Origin of the sequence: Bacillus sp. FSL M7-1020 (assembly GCF_038050415.1) — a bacterium.
GTDB classification, from domain to species: Bacteria; Bacillota; Bacilli; order Bacillales; family Bacillaceae_G; genus Bacillus_A; species Bacillus_A toyonensis.
On the sequence record NZ_JBBOTW010000001.1, the window covers coordinates 962340 to 982754 of the forward strand.

Consider the following 20415-nt stretch of genomic DNA (forward strand, 5'->3'; position numbering starts at 1 on the left):
GTTTTAAAATTAGTACCAAGTCATAATAATTGATATAAAACGGAGGGCTGCGATGTGAACGTGGGCATTTTAGGGATCGGAAGATATGTGCCAGAAAAAGTAGTCACAAATCACGATTTAGAGAAAGTAATGGATACATCCGATGAATGGATTCGTACGAGAACGGGAATTGCAGAGAGACGCATTGCCGATGAGACAATAGATACTTCATATATGGCCGTAGAGGCTTCTAAAAAAGCACTTGAAGATGCAGGGATTAGCGGAGAGGATATCGATCTTATTTTAGTGGCAACAGTAACGCCAGATCGTGCTTTTCCAGCAGTAGCTTGTGTGATTCAAGAGGCAATTGGAGCGAAACACGCAGCGGCAATGGATTTAAGTGCAGCGTGTGCTGGTTTTATGTACGGAATGATTACAGCACAGCAATTTATTCAAACTGGAACTTATAAAAATGTATTAGTAGTTGGTAGTGATAAACTATCTAAAATTGTAGACTGGAATGATCGAAACACAGCAGTACTATTTGGAGACGGAGCTGGCGCTATCGTAATGGGAGCTGTTTCAGAAGGAAGAGGCGTTTTATCTTTCGAATTAGGAGCAGACGGAAGTGGCGGCAAGCATCTTTATCAAGACGAGTATGTTATGATGAATGGCAGAGAAGTCTTTAAATTTGCTGTTCGTCAACTTGGAGATTCTTGTCTTCGTGTGTTAGATAAAGCTGGTCTTACGAAAGAGGATGTGGATTTCTTAGTACCACATCAAGCGAATATTCGTATTATGGAATCTGCGAGAGAAAGATTAAATTTACCACAAGAAAAAATGAGTATGACAATTGAAAAGTTCGGTAATACATCAGCTTCTTCCATTCCAATTGCAATGGTAGAGGAATTGCAAAATGGACGTATTCAAGACGGCGATTTAATTATACTTGTTGGTTTCGGCGGTGGATTAACATGGGGAGCAGTAGCTCTTCGTTGGGGTAAATAAGGATTGAGAGAAAAAAGGAGTGTATTTTGTATGGAAAAAAAGAGGGTCGTAATTACAGGACTAGGAGCTGTTACACCGATCGGAACAGATGTTGAAACAGCTTGGGAAAACATAAAAAAGGGTGTATCTGGAATCGGGCGACTTACAAGAATTGATCCGGAACTATTTCCAGCAAAAGTAGCAGCAGAAATTAACGACTTTGAAGTCGAGAAATATATTGATAAAAAAGAAGCGCGCCGTATGGATCGCTTTACACAATATGCAGTAGCAGCAGCGAAAATGGCAGTTGCGGATGCAAAGCTTGAAATTACAGAAGAAAACGGACCTCGAATTGGCGTATGGATTGGTTCTGGTATTGGTGGTATGGAAACATACGAAGAACAATTTAAGATTTTTACTGAGAAAGGTCCACGCCGCGTGAGTCCATTCTTCGTACCGATGATGATTCCAGACATGGCAGCAGGTCAAGTATCTATTGCGACTGGAGCGAAAGGAATTAACACTTGTTCTGTAACGGCTTGTGCATCTGGTGCAAACTCAATTGGTGATGCATTTAAAGCAATTCAGCGCGGTGATGCGGATGCAATGATTACAGGTGGAGCAGAAGCACCGTTAACAAGTATGGCATTTGCAGGATTTAGTTCAGCGAAAGCATTAACATTTAATGAAGATCCAGCAACTGCTTGCCGCCCATTTGATAAAAATCGTAGCGGTTTTGTAATGGGTGAAGGTTCAGGGATTCTAATTCTTGAAGAATTAGAGCATGCATTAGCACGTGGTGCTCACATTTATGCGGAAATCGCTGGTTATGGCGCAACTGGAGATGCATTCCATATTACAATGCCTGCTCCTGGCGGTGAAGGCGGAGTGCGTGCAATGCGTCAAGCTTTAGCGGATGCTGGTCTAGAGCCAGAAGATATCGATTACATTAATGCACATGGTACAAGTACAGATGCAAATGAAAAATACGAAACGATGGCAATTAAAGAAACTTTCGGTGAGCATGCATATAAAGTAGCCATTAGCTCAACGAAATCTATGACAGGTCACTTACTAGGTGCAGCTGGTGCTGTTGAAGCGATCTTCTCTATTAAATCAATTACGGACGGAGTAATTCCTCCAACAATTAACTATGAAACACCAGATCCAGAATGTGACTTAGATTACGTACCGAATAAAGCGAGACAGCAAGAAGTAAAAGCTGTATTAAGTAACTCACTAGGGTTTGGTGGTCATAACGCAGTATTAGTATTTAAATCGTATAAATAATAGATAAAATAAGGTGTTTTTTCGTAATAAACTACGAAAAAACACCTTATTTATTTTTACGCCTTTTTCTTCTTTTGCATATACATAAGAAAAAGGGGGGGGATAAAGATGGGGGTTGTTGAAACAGCCGAGTGGTTACATCTATATTATGGACGGCCAGAAAAGCTTTGTGAGAAATTTACGAAGTATATTCCACTACCAAAAGAAAGGTTGTATCGTTTTTTAATTTCTAAAGGTATGTATCGCCCAGTAATGCGAGGAGAACGTGAAATTAAAGAATTAGAGAAAAAAGAAATTTGGAAAGAGTTACGTATGGAGTATGATAAATTGAAAAATTGGTTAAAAGGTCCGGATGTCCCTATCTTTATTTTATTATCAGATTCGTATAATCGAACTGTACAAGAAGAGTATAACGGAAAAGCTGGATTATCTATGCGTCACGTTATTTTCTTATTCGTATGTGGACGGAATTCGGTGGAAGAATTAAAAGTGTTATTGGCACATGAATATCACCACATATGCAGGTTACATCAAATTGAGACGAAAGAAACAGAGTATACGTTACTTGATACGATGATTATGGAAGGGTTAGCTGAGCAAGCAGTAACGGAAAGATATACAGAAAAAAATAATGCACCGTGGACGAAATATCTTTCAAAAGAAGAGGCGATTTATTTTTGGCAAAACGTTGTTCAAGAAAGAATAAGTATAAAGCGAGGAACGAGGGAGCATGACGTATTATTAAACGGAATTCATTCTTATCCGAAAATGCTTGGTTATGCGCTTGGATTTCACATTGTAAAAGATTGTGTAGCGTTTGAAGGGGAAGATACACTGTCTTTATTACCTATAGATGCGAAAGAAATATTGAGTAAAGCAAATACATTTCGTATTCCATGAAAAACAGGAGGTCTATCTCCTGTTTTTTTAGATATTATAGAAGGAAAAATAATAATTAGAATATATTTCCTTAAGTGGAATAAAGTTAAGCGAAAATGAACATAATGATTGGTACAAACAGTAGTGAAGTGAGGGATAGAGAATGTTATATCTACATGATGTATGGGTAAATTGGTTTGAAGGTGAAGAAAATGGGTATAACGTTTGTCATTTTTACGAATGGCGGAAAGATGATACGATTGAACTATTAGATCAAGTGCCATTATTAAAAGTAGATGCCACATTATATCATTACATCGAGAACGAATTGTTAGAGCTTCCGCAAAAGTTGTTGGAAGACGTACATCATAAGGCTTATATTCGTAAAAATCATGAACGTTTGCAGCAAGAGTATTGCTTTGTTGTTACAGATGGAAAAGGAATTATTGCGATTGATACAATTGGTTACAATGTACCAATTAGAAAAAGTAGACTTATACCTCGCCAAGAGCAGATGGTATATGAGATGGTGGAAAACGTACAAGCAGAAAAGTATGAGTTCCAAGTAGAGGAAACAGAAAAGGAACATCATATTTTATCACCATCGCCTTTCATTATGAATGGCTTAACTCGTAAAGAGAGACAGCTAAAACAATTATTATTTATGGCGTTAGATCAATTACATACAACGAAAAACACAGCGGAAATTCGCTATTGGTACACAGAATGGGATCCGTCAGCATATGGAACGGTCCAACATATGGAATTTGAAGATATTTGGGCAAGACTATATGATGAAGCGAAATCAGGCTGGTCTGAGAAGCACGAACAATTATGCGAGCGCCTTGTAAAAGGACAGCCGTTTTTTGAAAAGTTATGGGAAATGGAAAATGAGCAAAAGGTAAATTAAAAAACCGCCAATTGGCGGTTTTTTAATTTGATGAAATCTAGCTTCAGCGGCAAGAATGTGCCTTCCTGCGAGGCAAAAAGCGCCTCTACGTCAGGAGCTCCATCCCCCTCACATTCTAAGCGAGCCGCTTCCGCTTTATATAGAAATCCAGCTTCAGCTCCTAGCCCTTCGCGTCTAAGAACTTTCCCCACTAGAAGGTAAAAAGCACCTTCTGTGGGAAAGAACCTTAGCCGTCAGGGCTAAACAGTCGCCTCCGCTTTATATGAAATCCAGCTCCAGCAGCCACCGAACATTATAAACGAGCCGCCTCTGCTTTATATATTATCTACGTTTTCTGCTTAGTCCCATTGCGTTTTCTACTTTGCGTAGTTGTTTGAATGCAACGCGGTTTGCTTTTTCGGCACCTTTGTCTAGAATTTCGTCTAGTTCTGGGGAGCTGATTAGTTCGTTATATTTGTCTTGGATTGGGCGAATTGCTTCTACGACTACTTGTGCTAGGTCGCCTTTGAAGTCGCCGTATCCTTTTCCTTCGTACATTGCTTCTATTTCTTCAACTGTTTTTCCTGAGAATGAAGAGTAAATTGTTAATAGGTTAGAGATTCCAGGTTTATTTTCTTTATCGAATTTCACGATACCTTCTGAATCTGTTACAGCACTTTTAATTTTCTTTTCAATTGTTTTTGGTTCATCAAGCATACTGATCATTGATTTTGGATTCGGATCAGATTTACTCATTTTTTTCGTAGGTTCTGTTAATGACATAACGCGAGCTCCTACTTTTGGAATACGAATTTCAGGAACTATGAATACTTCACGGAAGCGTTTGTTGAAACGCTCTGCTAGATCACGTGTTAATTCCATATGTTGTTTTTGGTCATCACCAACAGGTACGATTTCTGTGTTATAAAGTAAAATATCAGCAGCCATTAATGGTGGATACGTAAGTAATCCAGCTGGAACTGAATCTCTACCTGAAGCTTTATCTTTATATTGTGTCATACGCTCTAATTCTCCAACGTAAGCAACAGATTGCATGATCCATCCTAGTTGAGCGTGTGCAGGTACTTCTGATTGTACAAATAAAGTAGCTTTTTCAGGATCGATGCCGCATGCTACATAAAGTGCAGCAAGACTACGAATGTTTTTGCGAAGTTGTATAGGATCTTGAGGTACTGTAATGGCATGTTGGTTTACAATACAGAAATAGCAATCGTGTTCGTTTTGAAGCTCTGTAAATTGCTTCATAGCCCCTAAATAGTTTCCAAGTGTAATCGTTCCGCTTGGCTGAATACCAGAAAAGATAACTGACATAATTATTTCCTCCTAAATTTGAATGCGTGATAGGGAAGAGAAGGCAAACAAAAAAGCCCATTCATCCCAAAAAACTATAGGGACGAATGGACCGCGGTACCACCCTAATTATTTCACTACTGTGAAATCTCTCTAATCCATAGTAACGTCTGGATATAACGCCAAGGCCTACTACTTTCGGTTCGGTTTGGTGCTCAAAAGCCCATTCCACATTGTACAATTACTTGTTCACACCAGCCACAAGCTCTCTGAAATTGTTTCAATATGTACTCTTCTTTATCATCGCATACATATAAATTTATTTATTGTTAACTGAGCTCTTTTAATATGAAAGAACTAAAGTTTTATAACAAAATGTTTTGCTGATAATTATATCATATGGGATAGTGTTTGCAAACTACATCAAAATAGTAAAGCTAATGAGAGTCGAGAACGCTCCGAGTATGATACCTGTAATACAAATAGGATATGTCCATTTGAATGAATATGTTTTATAAATACGTTCTTTCTTATTCACCGGTTCCTCGGATTCTTCAATTAACGAGTCTATTTTTTTGTTCGTGCCAAATACTCTCTGGAAAGCGTAAAGAGTTACATTGAAAAATCCATTTTGAAATATGAATAAAAAACCACCTATCAGAATAAAAAATAGCGCGATATAAAACGAGATGTTGACAAAGTTCAACAAAAATTGAGATGAAATGAGGAATGCACCAATACTAGAAGCAATCATCGCTATAAAAATTAGTATACAAGTATGAAAAAAAACTTTATTCAAAATATTCCCCTCCGTCAAAATATTACTAGAATTATTATACTATAAAAGCTATAATAAGTACTAGAAATAATTTTTTGAAAATTATACGCAATTAAAGGTCTGATTTTAAGATGATGGTAGCAATGTTAACGTATCTCTTTACGAAAAATTAAAAATATAAACATTTTATTAAAAATTTTAACAAAAAAACAAAAAACTATATTCACAATCGTCGTATTATATGTATAATGAAAATTGTAGAAACTTGGAGATTATTCTTTCAATTCTACTTTTTAACAAGTGAGGGTACAGGAAGTGCAATTAGGGGAGGCAACACAACATGAAGAAAAAGATACCGTTATTACTTGCATCAACTTTAACTGCAAGTATGTTGCTTGGCGCGTGTAGCTACCAAAAAGATGACGCAAAAGCAAAAGGGAAAGAGAACGCTACGAGTAGTAGTAACGGAAAACAGATTCTTAATTTAACAGAGTTATCTGAAATTCCGTCAATGGATGCATCATTAGCATCTGACTCTTCATCTTCTACAGCATTAAATAATACGATGGAAGGTTTATATCGTATTGGCAAAGATCAAAAGAGAATGCCTGGCGTTGCAGAAGATGTCGAAAAGCTAGATGATGGGAAGAAATACATATTTAAATTAAGAAAAGATGCGAAATGGTCAAATGGGGAACCTGTAACAGCTAAAGACTTTGTGTATTCATGGAAAAGAGCCGTAAATCCAGATACAAAAGCAACGTATTCGTACATTATGTTCGATATTAAAAATGCAGAGAAAATTCATAAAAAAGAATTACCTGCTGACCAATTAGGTGTAAAAGCGATTGATGATTATACATTAGAAGTGGAATTAGACAATCCCGTTCCTTACTTTATCGATTTAACAGTTTATCCAGTATTTTACCCGCTAAATGAAAACTTTGTAAAAGCACAAGGTGATAAGTTTGGTTTAGAGGCAAATACAACATTATATAACGGTCCATTCGTTATGAGTGATTGGAAACATGAACAAAGTTTCCAATTCAAGAAGAATCCTTCATATTGGGATAATAAAACGGTTAAAATCGAAGAAATCAACTTTAATATTGTAAAAAATACAGCAACTGATGTAAATTTATATGAGACAAACGCGATTGATCGTGCGGCTTTAACGTCTGAATTTGTTGATAAGTTTAGACAAAGCCCAGAGTTCCAAACAAGAAAAGAAGCAGGGGTTGCTTACTTAAGATTTAATCAAAGTAATCAGTACTTAAGTAATAAAAACTTAAGAAAAGCAATTTCAATGTCCTTTGACCGTGATAACATTGCGAAAGTTATTTTAAATAACGGTGCAATTGGAGCTTACGGATTTGTTGGAAAAGATTTCGCTGAAGGTCCGAATAAAAAAGATTTCCGAGCTGAAAATGGAAAGCTAGTTGAAACAAATCCAAAAGAAGCGAAAAAGCTTTGGGAAACAGCGAAGAAAGAGCTTGGAACTGATAAAATCGAACTAGAATTCTTAAACTTTGATAATGAAGATGCTAAAAAAGTTGGTGAATTCTTAAAAGGTGAGATAGAAAAGAACTTACCAGGTTTATCAATTAAAATTAAACAGCAACCATTCGCACAAAAAAATAAATTAGAAGATTCTCAGCAATATGATATTGCGTTTGGTATTTGGGGACCAGATTTTCCAGATCCAATCTCATATTTAGATATGTTTGTTACGAATGGTTCTCAAAATAAAACAGGGTATTCTAATCAGAAGTATGATGAGTTAATCCTAAAAGCTAAAACAGATACAAAAGATTTACAAGCTCGCTGGAACAACCTTCTAGAAGTAGAGAAGATGTTAATTAAAGAGGATGCAGTTATCACTCCAATCTTCCAAAAAGGTTCAGCGTATGTAGTAAAAGGTGCCGTAAAAGATATTATCCCAATTAACTATGGTGGTAAATTAACTTACAAATGGGCATCTGTTGAACAAAAATAATCTTTTTTTTCCATCGTTTACAAGGGTATATGCCTATGATGGGCATATGCTCTTATTTTAAAAAAATAAAAGTAAGAATATTTTAAACTATCTTATTGCTTTTGAGAAAAACGGGGAGGTGCTTGACTATGGGACGTTATGTATTAAAACGTTTCGTGTACATGGCTTTGACATTATTTTTAATTACTACACTGACTTTCTTTTTGATGAAATTACTTCCGGGTTCTCCGCTTAAAAACCAGGAGAAGCTATCACCGGCACAAAAAGAAATCATTCTTGAAAAATACGGATTAAATGATCCGGTACCAGTTCAATACGCACGTTACTTAGGTAACTTAGCAAAAGGTGATTTAGGGGTATCATTCCAATATGATAACCGCCCAGTAACAGACATGATTGTGGATCGTATTGGACCATCAGCCCAATTAGGTTTACAAGCGATTATATTAGGGACATTTATCGGTTTAATTTTAGGTATTGTTGCCGCACTTCGTAATAATACGTGGGTGGATTATAGTGCAACAGTTATTTCGGTACTCGGAATGTCGGTACCATCATTCGTATTCGCCGCATTACTACAATATTTCGTAGGGGTAAAACTTGGTTGGTTCCCGGTAGCATTCTGGAAAGGACCAGAGTTTACTGTAATGCCTACAATTGCATTATCGATGGGAGTTATCGCAACAATCGCACGTTTCTCTCGTGCAGAATTAATTGAAGTTATGCAGTCAGACTATATTTTAACAGCGAAAGCAAAAGGAATTAGTCAAGGCGTTATCATTGTAAAACACGCACTTCGTAACGCGTTAATTCCAGTTGTAACAATTTTAGGACCAATGGTTGCAGCATTAATTACAGGAACACTTGTTATCGAGCAAATTTATGCTGTACCAGGACTTGGGGAACAATTCGTTAAATCGATTACTTTAAATGACTATACAGTTATTATGGGAACTACGATTTTCTATAGTGCAATCTTCATTTTAGTTATTTTCATTGTCGATATTTTATACGGAATTATTGATCCTCGTATTCGTTTAGCGGGAGGGAAAAAATGATGAAAGATGTACAAAAATTATCTCCAGATTTATTTCAACAAGCCAATCAAAATAATGTTGATAATGAAGTCATTGCCCGTCCAAGCTTAACGTTTTGGCAAGATGTAAGAAGACGTTTGTTCCAACATAAAGGTGCGATGCTTGGCCTTGTATTATTAGTAATCATTGCGCTATTGGCGATTTTTGGACCGATGGTAAGTAAACACTCGTATAAAGAGCAAGATTTAGGTCGTGCGAAATTACCACCAAAAATTCCAGTTATTGAAAATGTTCATTGGTTACCATTTGACGGTACAGATCAATATGGTGTTGACCAATATGAAAAACGTGATATTAAAGAGTACTTCTGGTTTGGTACAGATGATCTTGGCCGTGACTTATGGACAAGAACATGGGAAGGTACACGCGTATCATTATATATCGCTCTTTTAGCAGCAGCAATTGACTTAGTAATTGGGGTTGCATACGGAGGTATTTCAGCATTCTACGGCGGTAGAGTAGATAATATTATGCAACGTATTATGGAGATTATTAACGGTATTCCATACTTAATCATCGTTATTTTAATGGTAATCATTATGGGATCTGGTATTTGGTCGATTACACTCGCGATGGCGATTACAGGTTGGATAGGGATGTCGCGGATTGTTCGTGGACAAATCTTAAAGTTAAAAAACCAAGAATATGTATTAGCATCTCGTACATTAGGTGCAACGAACACGCAATTAATTGTAAAACACTTAATTCCAAACGTAATGGGACCTATTATCGTAATGACAATGTTTACAATTCCATCAGCGGTGTTTGGTGAAGCGTTCTTAAGTTTCATTGGTTTAGGAATTCAGCCACCATTCGCGTCACTTGGTTCTCTTGTAAATGATGGTTATAAATCTATTCAAACGTATCCACACATGATGTTCATCCCTGCGGTTGTCATCAGTATGTTAATTCTAGCATTCAACTTAATGGCAGATGGATTACGCGATGCGTTAGATCCAAAAATGCGTAAGTAAACGAGGAGGGAGAAGTAAAAATGAAAACATTGTTAGAGGTAAAAGATTTACAAGTCTCCTTTGATACACATGCAGGTGAAGTACAAGCAGTGCGCGGAGTTACTTTTGATTTGAAAAAAGGGGAAACATTAGCGATTGTAGGAGAGTCTGGTTCTGGGAAATCAGTTACTTCTAAAGCGCTAATGGGGTTAATCCCAAATCCTCCAGGCCGTATTAAAAATGGAGAGATTATATTTGACGGTCGTGATTTAACGAAATTAACGGAAAAAGAAATGCAGCAAGTTCGTGGTAAAGATATCGCAATGATTTTCCAAGATCCAATGACATCATTAAATCCAACGATGACAATTGGGAATCAAATTATGGAAGGTCTTATTAAACACCAAGGGATGAGTAGAGGAGACGCACGTAAAGTTGCGTTAGAATTAATCGACCTTGTAGGTATTCCAAATCCAGAAGCACGTTTAAAACAATATCCTCACCAATTCTCAGGTGGTATGAGACAGCGTGTAGTTATTGCGATGGCGTTAGCTTGTAACCCGAAATTATTAATTGCCGATGAGCCGACAACAGCGCTAGACGTTACGATTCAGGCGCAAATTTTAGAGCTTATGAAAGACATTCAGCAAAAGACAGAAGCAGCAATCATTTTCATTACGCATGACTTAGGTGTAGTAGCAAACGTTGCTGACCGAGTTGCGGTTATGTATGCTGGTAAAGTTGTTGAAATTGGAACTGTAGATGAAATTTTCTACAACCCAAAACATCCGTACACATGGGGCTTAATCGCATCTATGCCAAGTTTAGATGGATCAGAGGAAGAGCTATATGCGATTCCAGGAACGCCTCCTGACTTATTAAAACCGCCAAAGGGTGATGCTTTTGCACCACGTAACCCACAGGCGCTGAAAATTGATTTTGAAATGGAACCGCCTTTATTTAAAGTAAGTGATACACACTATGCGGCAACTTGGTTACTTCACGAGCAAGCACCAGAAGTAAAACCGCCGGCAGTTGTTGAAAAACGTATTCTTCAAATGAAAGCAGGTGAACAACATGACTAAACAACGTGAGAAATTAATTGAAGTAAAAAATGTAAAACAACACTTCGACGTGAGTGGTGGTGTTGTCAAAGCGGTTAATGATATTTCATTTGATATTTTCCGCGGAGAAACATTCGGGCTTGTAGGAGAATCTGGTTGTGGTAAATCAACAACTGGAAGAACGATTATTCGTTTATATGATGCAACTGCTGGTGAAGTGTTGTTCGATGGTGAAAACGTACATGGTAAGAAATCACGCGCAGAACTGAAGAAGTTCAACCGTAAAATGCAAATGATTTTCCAAGATCCATATGCATCATTAAACCCTCGTATGACAGTAGGGGATATTATTGCAGAAGGTATTGATATTCACGGATTAGCAAAAAGTAAAAAAGAACGTATGGACCGTGTTCATGAACTGTTAAACACAGTTGGTTTAAATAAAGAACACGCAAACCGTTTCCCGCACGAATTCTCGGGTGGACAACGTCAACGTATCGGTATCGCTCGTGCGCTTGCTGTAGAACCTGAATTTATCATTGCCGATGAGCCAATCTCAGCACTTGACGTATCGATCCAGGCGCAAGTTGTAAACTTACTGAAACAGTTACAAAAAGAAAAAGGTTTAACATACTTATTCATTGCCCATGATTTATCAATGGTAAAATACATTAGTGACCGCATCGGCGTAATGTATCGTGGTCAAATCGTTGAACTAACAACAAGTGATGAGTTATATGCGAATCCAATTCATCCATATACAAAATCACTATTATCAGCGATTCCGCTTCCAGATCCAGATTATGAGCGCAATCGTAAACGTATCGTATACGATCCATCGCAGCATGATTATGGTAATGAAGCACCAACAATGCGTGAAATTCGCCCAGGACATTTCGTATTATGTTCTGAAGCAGAGTACAAGAAATATAAAGAGATTTATCAATAAAAAAAAGGTCATTCTTCCGTTACGGAAGAATGACCTTTTTTACTATATTTGTCGATAAGTCGATATATTTAAAGAATCACCGATATAAAGTGTATTTATCAATAAATGCACCTTAATCAAAGAAGTGCTACTGCGCCTGAACAGAAACATTCTCTTCTTGCTCATTCGGTTTAACAAGTGTGTAACTTTCCCATGCTCTACTTCTCCAGCGGAAGAACATAATAATTGCCCGCGTCCATTCATCGATAGCAATCGCTAGCCAAATACCAACGAGTCCCATATCTAAATGGAAGGCGAAAAAGTAACCGAGTGGCAAACTCATTAACACCATAGAGAACGCACCAATTAAAACTGGATATTTTGCATCACCGGCTGCACGAAGGGAATTAATGATGACGATGTTCATCGTACGTCCTGTTTCGAGTAGTACACTTAGTAAAAGAACGCTTGCCCCTAGAGCGATAATATGAGGATTATCAGTAAATACCCCCATTAATTGTGTGCGGAATGTAATAACGAGAGCGACCATAAATAAAGTCACACCAATTGCCCATTGTACACTTTTCCATACACGTGTGTATGCTTCATCTTTTTCATTTCCGCCAACTAGGCGTCCCACGATAATAGCTGTTCCCATACCGATTGCAATTGCGAATAAATAAGTAAACATGGAAATGTTAGTAGCATATTGTCTAGCAGCTAACGATTCTGTTCCTAAGTAAGTTGCGTAGTACAGGAAGACAATTTGGCAAGCTTGATACATGACTTGTTCAAAAGCAGATGGAATGCCAATTTTTAAAATTTTCCCCACGTATTCTTTTGATAAGGTGAAGTAATATTGTAATTTTACACGGTATTCCATAACGCGGTATAGTAACCAGAAGAACACAATCAGTGCCAGTAGTCGACTGACAGCGGAAGAAATCGCGGCCCCTTGTACACCAAGTTCAGGGAAACCGAACTTCCCGAAAATAAGTACGTAGTTTCCGGCGATATGAATAATATTCATTCCAAGCGAAACAAACATTGCTTGCTTTGTAAAGCCGTGAACGCGAATAATTGCGGCTAACGAGTTAATAATAGCTTGAAGGAAAATGGCTCCTCCGACGATGGATAAATAGCTTTGTGCATACGTTAGTACATCGCCTTGTAAATTCATTGCCATCATCATATGTTTTGAAAATAAAAGAAAACCAGCACTTATAACGAGTCCGACCACTAAATTTAATGTGACGGCTAATGCTGATATTTTAGATGCTTCCATAAAACGTTTGGAACCGAGGTATTGAGATACGACGATCGCAGCGCCATTCCCGATTACTTCTAGTACCAAAATAGCGATATGAAGATATTGATTCGCTGCACCAACCCCAGATACAGCATCGTCTGATAATGCACTTAACATGAAAGTATCAGCGATCCCCATCAACATAAAAAGAAAAACTTCTAGAAAAATAGGCCATGTTAATAAGAATAAACTTAATTTTTCTGTCGGCCCGTTTTTTGAGTGAATTGCTGTCATGTCCGTCCCCTCTTTACCGATATCTATTTTTAGCAAAGTGTATCGTAACATACTTTCTTATCCTTTGCACTCATTTTAACCTACATATTTTTAATATGAAGAGACCTTCATTTTATGCTAAAAAGAGAAGGATAATTATACAAAAAATATTATAAAATATAAAATTTGTTTTTCTCTGATAATTTAGAAAAGTTTAAAATTTGTTATTTCCGACACTTCAGTCGGGTAAACTGGTAATATGAAACGTTTTCAAAGATTTATTTTTTCACAGGAAATTTTAATAAGATAGAAATATAAATATACAAAAAATATATTTGTGTGTATAATATGAATTATTAGAACATATATATATTTCTTTTTGTTTGAAAATGAAAGGGCTAACATTTTTATGGAGGGTGGAAATATGAAAAAAAAGATGCCGGTTTTTGTATTATCAACGGTAGCAATGAGCATGATTTTAGGGGCATGTAGTTATCAAAAAGATGAACAATCGCAAGCGAACGCAAAAGGGGATAGCGGGAAGAGCGGTGCGAAGCAAGTTATTAACTTAATTGAAACGCAAGAAATTCCAACGATGGATCCAGCATTATCAGCTGATGCAGTTTCTTCAAGAGTAATGACTAATACGATGGAAGGCTTATACAGTTTAGGAAAAGATGATAAGCTAGTTCCAGGTGTAGCGAAGGAATTCAAAAAGTCAGAAGACGGTAAAAAATATACATTTAAATTACGTGAAGACGCAAAATGGTCAAATGGTGAGCCTGTGACGGCGAAAGATTTCGTGTACGCATGGCAAAGAGCGATTAACCCAGACACAGCTGCGAAATCAGCGTACATTATGTATGATATAAAAAATGCAGAGAAAATTAATAAAAAAGAGATGAGTCCAGACCAATTAGGCGTAAAAGCAATTGATGACTATACATTAGAAGTGGAATTAGACAATTCAATTCCATATCTTGTAGATTTAATGGTATATCCAATCTTCTATCCTGTGAATGAAAAGTTTGTAAAAGAGCAGGGGACGAAGTTTGGTTTAGAAGCAAATACAACACTATATAATGGACCGTTTACACTAAGTGATTGGCAACATGAACGTAGCTTTAAAATGACAAAGAGCCCATCTTATTGGGAAAATAAAGAAGTGAAGATTGAGGAAGTAAACTTTAATATTGTAAAAGATACGTCTACGCCAATCAATTTATATGAAACAAACGCAGTCGATCGAGCGACGTTATTAGCAGAGTTCATCGATAAATATAAAGGAAAACCAGATTTCCAAACAGTAGAAGATACATCTGTATTCTTCCTTCGTTTAAATCAAAAAGATCCAGCGTTAGCAAATAAAAATATTCGTAAAGCAATTTCTCTTGCTTTTGAACGTAAGCCGTTTGTTGACACGCTATTAAATAACGGTTCTAAGCCAGCGACAGGATTAATTCCTGATAACTTCATTAAAGGACCGGATAAAAAGGACTTCCGTGCTGTAAATGGAGATATTGTAAAACCAAACGTGAAAGAAGCGAAGAAGTATTGGGAAGCTGGTAAAAAAGAGCTTGGTAAAAATGAAATCGAATTAGAGCTATTAAATGAAGACGTTGAATTATCGAAGAAAACTGGTGAATATTTAAAAGGTGAGTTAGAAAAGAATTTACCAGGTTTAACAGTGAAAATTAAACAACAACCATTTGCACAAAAACTAAAATTAGAAGATGCGGGCGATTACGTCATGTCATTCTCTGGATGGAGTGCAGACTTCCCAGATCCAGTTACATACCTTGATATGTTTGTAACGGACGGATCACAAAATAAAATGAAATATTCTAATCCGAAATATGATGAGATTATCATGAAAGCGAAGAAAGATGGAAGCGATGTAAATGCTCGTTGGAAAAACTTACTAGAAGCAGAGAAAATGTTACTTGATGATGCTGCGATTGTTCCAGTATATCAACGTGGTAGAGCATACTTACAAAGAGATTCAATTAAAAATATGTACAACCATAAATATGGTGGCGATTTAAGCTTTAAATGGGCGTCAGTAGAGAAATAAGAAAAAAGCAGGTGATTACCTGCTTTTTTTTAATACGTACGTTTCTTATAAATACCTTTCCCACCAACTTGGTTCCATCCGGATTGTACATCCAAACTTTTGTTAACAAACTTCATTTTTTCTTTTCCGCCAAAGAGTTTTTCACCGATGCTATTTGAAATGACACCAATCAATGCTGTGATTCCGATGATGAGGGCAGCAACAGTAACAAAATCAATAAAAAAAGCAATCATTTGCAAATTCCCCCTTTGCCTGTCTGTATTTTTATTGTATGAGATAAAAGATAAAAAAGAAAGAAATGTCAGAAAAATATTTGGTTTACTTTAGAAATCGTGTAGACAGGAGGGAGAATGTTTGTTAAAATAAGAACAAATGTTCCTTTTGATTCTCATTTATATAGTCTTACATTTCTTAATTGATTTATCAAGAAAAAGTAAGAAAACGTTCTCTTTTTTTTAGGTGAAATTATAGATAAATAACTATATATTATATGAAAAATCAATGGGAAGTGAGTATTAAAAGGTTTGAAGGCCATTGTTAAAGTACAGCTAAAGTGAGCGTAATCATGTTACATAGCAGTGGAATACGCGGAAGAGTTTTCTCAACTAGTAGGAAATTTACTGTATATTTCTTGCAAAATCTATTGTATAATGATTATAGAAGTTACTTATTAAAAGTAATTGTTGTTTATTATAAGTTGTTGCTTACATGAAATGCGATTTTTGTACTTTGTTATAAGACAAGTTATCGCGAAAAATTACTGAAGTTAGAATTTTAAACTGTAATTAGTACAGAATTTGTACTCTTTAAGGAGAGTGAGCTTTGTATGGTAACATTATATAGTTCTCCAAGCTGTACGTCTTGTAGAAAGGCGAAATTATGGCTAGAGGAAAATCATATTCCTTATACAGAACGTAATATTTTCTCAGATCCATTAACGATTGAGGAAATTAAAGAGATTTTACGTATGACAGAAAGCGGAACAGATGAGATTATTTCTACTCGTTCGAAAGTTTTCCAAGAATTAAATGTAAACTTAGAGTCTTTACCACTTCAAGATTTATATAAGATGATTCGTGACTATCCAGGGATTTTACGTCGTCCAATTATGATTGACGAGAAGCGTCTTCAAGTAGGTTACAATGAAGATGAAATCCGTCGTTTCTTACCACGTACAGTAAGAACGTTCCAATTACGTGAAGCACAACGTCTTGTAAATTAATTATAATAATATGAAAACCTTCTACCTATTATATAGTAGAAGGTTTTTTTTATTGTTTCACATTTCGTATGCGAACTTGTTGAACGATAATACCGATGCATAGAACAGTGAAAATGAACAAGAAAGGAATGCTTGTAGTGAAACTTGGGTTGTTATGAAAAAAGGTTGCAAGTCTGTCTTCGTGTGTAATCATCTTTCCAGCTGTATAGGCGAGTATCGCTGCTCCGCAATAAATGAGAAGTGGAAAGCGTTCCATAAGGATTAAAATAAGTTTGCTGCCCCAAATAATAATCGGAATAGAAATGAGTAACCCGATTATGACGAGTAATAATCTTCCGTGAGCCGCACCTGCAATAGCGATGACATTGTCAAACCCCATAACGAGATCCGCGAATACAATTGTACGCACAGCTTGGAATAAAGTTGTTTTCCCTTGAATAGAAGAAAGATCGTTGCTATTATCAGTTAATAAATTTACTGCAATGAATGTAAGTAAAACGCCGCCGATAAGCTGTAAAAATGGAATGTCGAGTAAGTAGACAGCTATTATTGTAAGAAGAATTCGTAGCACAATTGCTAAAAGAGTACCGATCAAAATGGCTTTATTTCGTTTTGCTTCAGGTAAATTCCGGCTAGCTAATGCAATGACAATTGCATTGTCACCACCTAATACAACATCAATACCGACAATCATTAGTACAGATGTTAAAAACTCTAAGTCCATTCGTCTGCCTCCATTTATGATGTTTTAATAAGCGAAATATATGTATGTGATGAAGAAAGTGGGAACTAAATAATCTCCTCTAATAGAAGTCTCACTTTATTACAGTGTACGGGGGAATATAGAAATGTATGTCCAAATTTTTCGTGTGTAAAGAATTGTCATAATGATATATTTATGTAGACAATCGAATAAAGATAGGCATATAACTATTTTTGTAAAATAAATCGATTTTATTTCCCTTCTGGAGAATCTTATCATAAAATGAGAGTACAAGAATCTATTGATTTGTCATATGAGTGGGGGATCCCTTCATAACAATTCTAAACAGGAAGGGAGAGTTGTATTTTGGAAATTGAAAGAATTAACGATCATACGATGAAGTTTTTTATTACGTACATTGATATAGAGGACAGAGGGTTTAATCGTGAAGAAATTTGGTATGACCGCGAACGTAGTGAAGAGCTCTTTTGGGAGATGATGGACGAAGCTCGTGATCATGATGACTTCTTTATTGATGGACCGTTATGGATTCAAGTGCAAGCAGTCGATAAAGGGATTGAAGTACTTGTCACAAAAGCCGAGCTCTCAAAGGATGGACAAAAGCTAGAGCTACCGATAGGTGTAGACAAAATTATAGACATTCCTTTAGATGAGGGTATCGAGTCATTATTCCAGCAAGAATTAGTGGAAGAGGTAGAAGAACAAACAGGAACAAACTTTAATGAAGATGGTACGTTTGGCTTTTTAATTAAGTTTAATGATTTTGAAGATGTTATTTCATTAAGTCATCGTCTTATCTTTGAAGATATAAAAGATGAGCTGTATTCATTTGATGACCGCTATTATGTATATGTGGAATTCGATGAAGTGCTACATGATGAAGAAGAAATTGATCGTATTTTAAGTATTATTTTAGAATATGGAGAAGAATCAACTTTAACAATTCATCGTGTGAGTGAGTATGGGAAACAAATTGTGAAAGAGCGTGCGCTTGAAACAATTCGCAATAATTTTCCTGCTAAAACGTAGGCCGATTTCTGTAGTATGAAATCGGCTTTTTATATGAAGAATAGGAAAGCTTTCTTAGTAAGGAGGTAAGAGATGAAAAATACGTTAAAGTTGATTTTCTTTGTTCTACTATTGTTCGCATTATTTGTTTCGTTACGTATGTTTATTGATGTAGCATTTTATTCGGATGTAATTGGGATAAAAGATGTTTCGATTTTAGGTATTATTAGTATTTTATTTACGGTATCTGCATTTTTAATTGGCTGCGTTATTTTCTTAGAAAACCGTCACCCGTCTAAAACACTTACATGGCTCATTGTGTTAGGTATTTTTCCGGTATTTGGATTCTTCGCTTATTTATTATTTGGACAAAACTTTCGGAGAAAGAGAATGTTCCAAAAGAAGGCGTTACTGGATGAACAGGCGTTTTTACAATATAAGGGGCATGAAGATTATGAAGAACGGATGTTACGTAATCATAAGCATCAAGAGCTGTTATTTCGTTTAGCGGACCGCTTAGGTGCTTTAAATATTTCATTTCAAACGGAAACGAGAACATTAACAAATGGGGATGAAACGTTTCAGGCCATTTTAGATGGATTAAAACGAGCGAAACACCACATTCATATGGAATATTACATTGTGCGTGATGATAAGCTTGGAACAGAAATTAAAGATATTTTAATACAAAAATCAAAAGAAGGCGTAGTCGTTCGGTTTTTATATGATGCGGTTGGAAGTTTTAGGTTATCGAATTCGTATATTGAAGAATTAAATGACGCAGGTGTCGAAATGATTCCGTTCTTTCCTGTGCGCTTTCCAATTTTAAACGATAAGATTAATTATCGAAACCACCGGAAAATCGTTGTTATTGATGGAAATGAAGGGTTTGTAGGTGGGTTAAATATTGGAGATGAATATTTAGGGAAGGATAAATATTTCGGTTTTTGGCGAGACACACATTTATATTTGCGTGGTGAGGCTGTTCAAAGTTTACAGCTTATTTTCCTTCAAGATTGGTTTTATATGACTGGTGAGGCAGTGCTGGCTCCAGAATATTTACAGGCAAAAGCAGTTGAAGGTGATCATTGGGGCGGAGTTCAGCTAATTGCAGGTGGACCAGATAATAAATGGGAAACGATTAAACATTTATATTTTGCAATGATCTCTTCTGCTCGGAAATCTATTTGGATTGCAACACCGTATTTCATTCCGGATGATGATATTTTATCTGCATTAAAGGTAGCGGCACTTGCTGGTATTGATGTTCGTTTATTAATGCCGAGTAAGCCTGATAAGCGCACTGTCTTTTATGCATCAAGATCATATTTCCCTGAGCTTTTAGATGCAGGAGTAAAGATATATGAATACGAAAAAGGTTTTCTTCATAGTAAAGTTGTCATCGTTGATTCTGATTTAGCTTCAATTGGGACAGCAAATATGGATATGAGAAGTTTTCATTTGAACTTTGAAGTGAATGCCTTTTTATATGATACAGATAGCATTCGAAAACTCGTTCAAGACTTTAAAGATGATTTAGAAGAATCAAGTGAAATTCATGTCGATCGTTTTCATAAAAGACGTCTTCATAGACGAATTGTTGAATCGACATATCGATTATTATCACCTTTATTATAAAAAGAGATGTCCGAAATTGGGACATCTCTTTTTTAAAAGGGATTTGTAATAAATTGTAGAATATAAGGAGCTGAAA

18 protein-coding genes and 1 other annotated feature are annotated in these 20415 nt (G+C 36.2%); of the genes, 13 read left to right on the plus strand and 5 right to left on the minus strand.

Going from position 1 to position 20415, the window contains the following annotated elements:
* Window positions 1–54 precede the first annotated feature (54 nt).
* The 4 genes from fabH to MHB70_RS04975 all read left to right on the plus strand — a co-directional run bounded on the left by fabH (window position 55) and on the right by MHB70_RS04975 (window position 4045).
* Window positions 55–987: a beta-ketoacyl-ACP synthase III gene (gene fabH, locus MHB70_RS04960; RefSeq protein WP_001100553.1), complete on the plus strand. Its 933-nt coding sequence runs from the start codon at window positions 55–57 to the stop codon at window positions 985–987.
* 30 nt (window positions 988–1017) lie between these two features.
* Complete coding sequence (gene fabF / locus MHB70_RS04965; protein WP_000412641.1) at window positions 1018–2256, plus strand: beta-ketoacyl-ACP synthase II; 1239 nt, start codon at window positions 1018–1020, stop codon at window positions 2254–2256.
* A gap of 108 nt (window positions 2257–2364) precedes the next feature.
* The gene (locus MHB70_RS04970) at window positions 2365–3156 is read left to right on the plus strand and encodes a DUF2268 domain-containing protein (protein WP_061529371.1); all 792 of its coding nucleotides are present in this window, start codon (window positions 2365–2367) and stop codon (window positions 3154–3156) included.
* Between the two features lie 142 nt (window positions 3157–3298).
* Window positions 3299–4045: a YjbA family protein gene (locus MHB70_RS04975; RefSeq protein ID WP_000966122.1), complete on the plus strand. Its 747-nt coding sequence runs from the start codon at window positions 3299–3301 to the stop codon at window positions 4043–4045.
* Window positions 4046–4366: 321 nt separating this feature from the next.
* On the opposite strand, the gene trpS is transcribed toward MHB70_RS04975, so the two are convergent.
* Both trpS and MHB70_RS04985 read right to left on the minus strand, forming a co-directional pair.
* Entirely contained in the window at window positions 4367–5356 is a 990-nt protein-coding gene (gene trpS, locus MHB70_RS04980; protein WP_000110979.1) for a tryptophan--tRNA ligase, read from the minus strand.
* A gap of 75 nt (window positions 5357–5431) precedes the next feature.
* Window positions 5432–5648, minus strand: a binding site (T-box leader).
* Between the two features lie 105 nt (window positions 5649–5753).
* Entirely contained in the window at window positions 5754–6134 is a 381-nt protein-coding gene (locus MHB70_RS04985; protein ID WP_001045000.1) for a DUF3899 domain-containing protein, read from the minus strand.
* Between the two features lie 319 nt (window positions 6135–6453).
* Here MHB70_RS04985 and MHB70_RS04990 point away from each other — a divergent pair, with 319 nt between their 5' ends.
* The 5 genes from MHB70_RS04990 to MHB70_RS05010 all read left to right on the plus strand — a co-directional run bounded on the left by MHB70_RS04990 (window position 6454) and on the right by MHB70_RS05010 (window position 12172).
* Window positions 6454–8109, plus strand: coding sequence for a peptide ABC transporter substrate-binding protein (locus MHB70_RS04990; RefSeq protein ID WP_000727209.1), 1656 nt, complete (start codon window positions 6454–6456; stop codon window positions 8107–8109).
* Between the two features lie 128 nt (window positions 8110–8237).
* A complete protein-coding gene (opp3b, locus tag MHB70_RS04995; protein WP_000534168.1) occupies window positions 8238–9167 on the plus strand; it encodes an oligopeptide ABC transporter permease in 930 nt (309 codons plus the stop codon).
* Window positions 9164–10180 carry an oligopeptide ABC transporter permease gene (gene opp3C / locus MHB70_RS05000; RefSeq protein ID WP_000974107.1) on the plus strand — a complete coding sequence of 339 codons (1017 nt, stop codon included), beginning with the start codon at window positions 9164–9166 and terminating at the stop codon, window positions 10178–10180. The genes opp3b and opp3C overlap by 4 nt, the downstream gene beginning before the upstream one ends.
* A gap of 20 nt (window positions 10181–10200) precedes the next feature.
* Window positions 10201–11244 (plus strand): ABC transporter ATP-binding protein, encoded by a 1044-nt coding sequence (locus tag MHB70_RS05005; RefSeq protein WP_000854338.1) that lies wholly within the window; start codon window positions 10201–10203, stop codon window positions 11242–11244.
* The gene (locus MHB70_RS05010) at window positions 11237–12172 is read left to right on the plus strand and encodes an ABC transporter ATP-binding protein (protein ID WP_000166337.1); all 936 of its coding nucleotides are present in this window, start codon (window positions 11237–11239) and stop codon (window positions 12170–12172) included. Before MHB70_RS05005 ends, MHB70_RS05010 begins: the two co-directional genes overlap by 8 nt.
* A gap of 127 nt (window positions 12173–12299) precedes the next feature.
* Here the strand turns inward: MHB70_RS05010 and MHB70_RS05015 are convergent, their stop codons facing one another.
* Window positions 12300–13745 carry an MATE family efflux transporter gene (locus tag MHB70_RS05015; protein WP_002047529.1) on the minus strand — a complete coding sequence of 482 codons (1446 nt, stop codon included), beginning with the start codon at window positions 13743–13745 and terminating at the stop codon, window positions 12300–12302.
* 352 nt (window positions 13746–14097) lie between these two features.
* On the opposite strand from MHB70_RS05015, the gene MHB70_RS05020 reads away from it, so the two are divergent.
* A complete protein-coding gene (locus MHB70_RS05020) occupies window positions 14098–15747 on the plus strand; it encodes a peptide ABC transporter substrate-binding protein (RefSeq protein ID WP_000728607.1) in 1650 nt (549 codons plus the stop codon).
* Window positions 15748–15776: 29 nt separating this feature from the next.
* Here the strand turns inward: MHB70_RS05020 and MHB70_RS05025 are convergent, their stop codons facing one another.
* On the minus strand, window positions 15777–15980 hold the full coding sequence (locus MHB70_RS05025; protein WP_000559975.1) for a hypothetical protein: 204 nt from the start codon (window positions 15978–15980) through the stop codon (window positions 15777–15779).
* A 593-nt stretch (window positions 15981–16573) separates the two neighbouring features.
* On the opposite strand from MHB70_RS05025, the gene spx reads away from it, so the two are divergent.
* Window positions 16574–16969 carry a transcriptional regulator Spx gene (gene spx, locus MHB70_RS05030; RefSeq protein ID WP_000258267.1) on the plus strand — a complete coding sequence of 132 codons (396 nt, stop codon included), beginning with the start codon at window positions 16574–16576 and terminating at the stop codon, window positions 16967–16969.
* A gap of 49 nt (window positions 16970–17018) precedes the next feature.
* Here spx and MHB70_RS05035 read toward each other — a convergent pair whose 3' ends face one another.
* Window positions 17019–17693 (minus strand): TerC family protein, encoded by a 675-nt coding sequence (locus tag MHB70_RS05035; RefSeq protein WP_000362596.1) that lies wholly within the window; start codon window positions 17691–17693, stop codon window positions 17019–17021.
* Between the two features lie 345 nt (window positions 17694–18038).
* Here MHB70_RS05035 and mecA point away from each other — a divergent pair, with 345 nt between their 5' ends.
* Both mecA and MHB70_RS05045 read left to right on the plus strand, forming a co-directional pair.
* Window positions 18039–18722, plus strand: coding sequence for an adaptor protein MecA (mecA, locus tag MHB70_RS05040; protein WP_000402125.1), 684 nt, complete (start codon window positions 18039–18041; stop codon window positions 18720–18722).
* Window positions 18723–18794: 72 nt separating this feature from the next.
* Window positions 18795–20339, plus strand: coding sequence for a cardiolipin synthase (locus MHB70_RS05045; protein ID WP_000799211.1), 1545 nt, complete (start codon window positions 18795–18797; stop codon window positions 20337–20339).
* Window positions 20340–20415 lie beyond the last annotated feature (76 nt).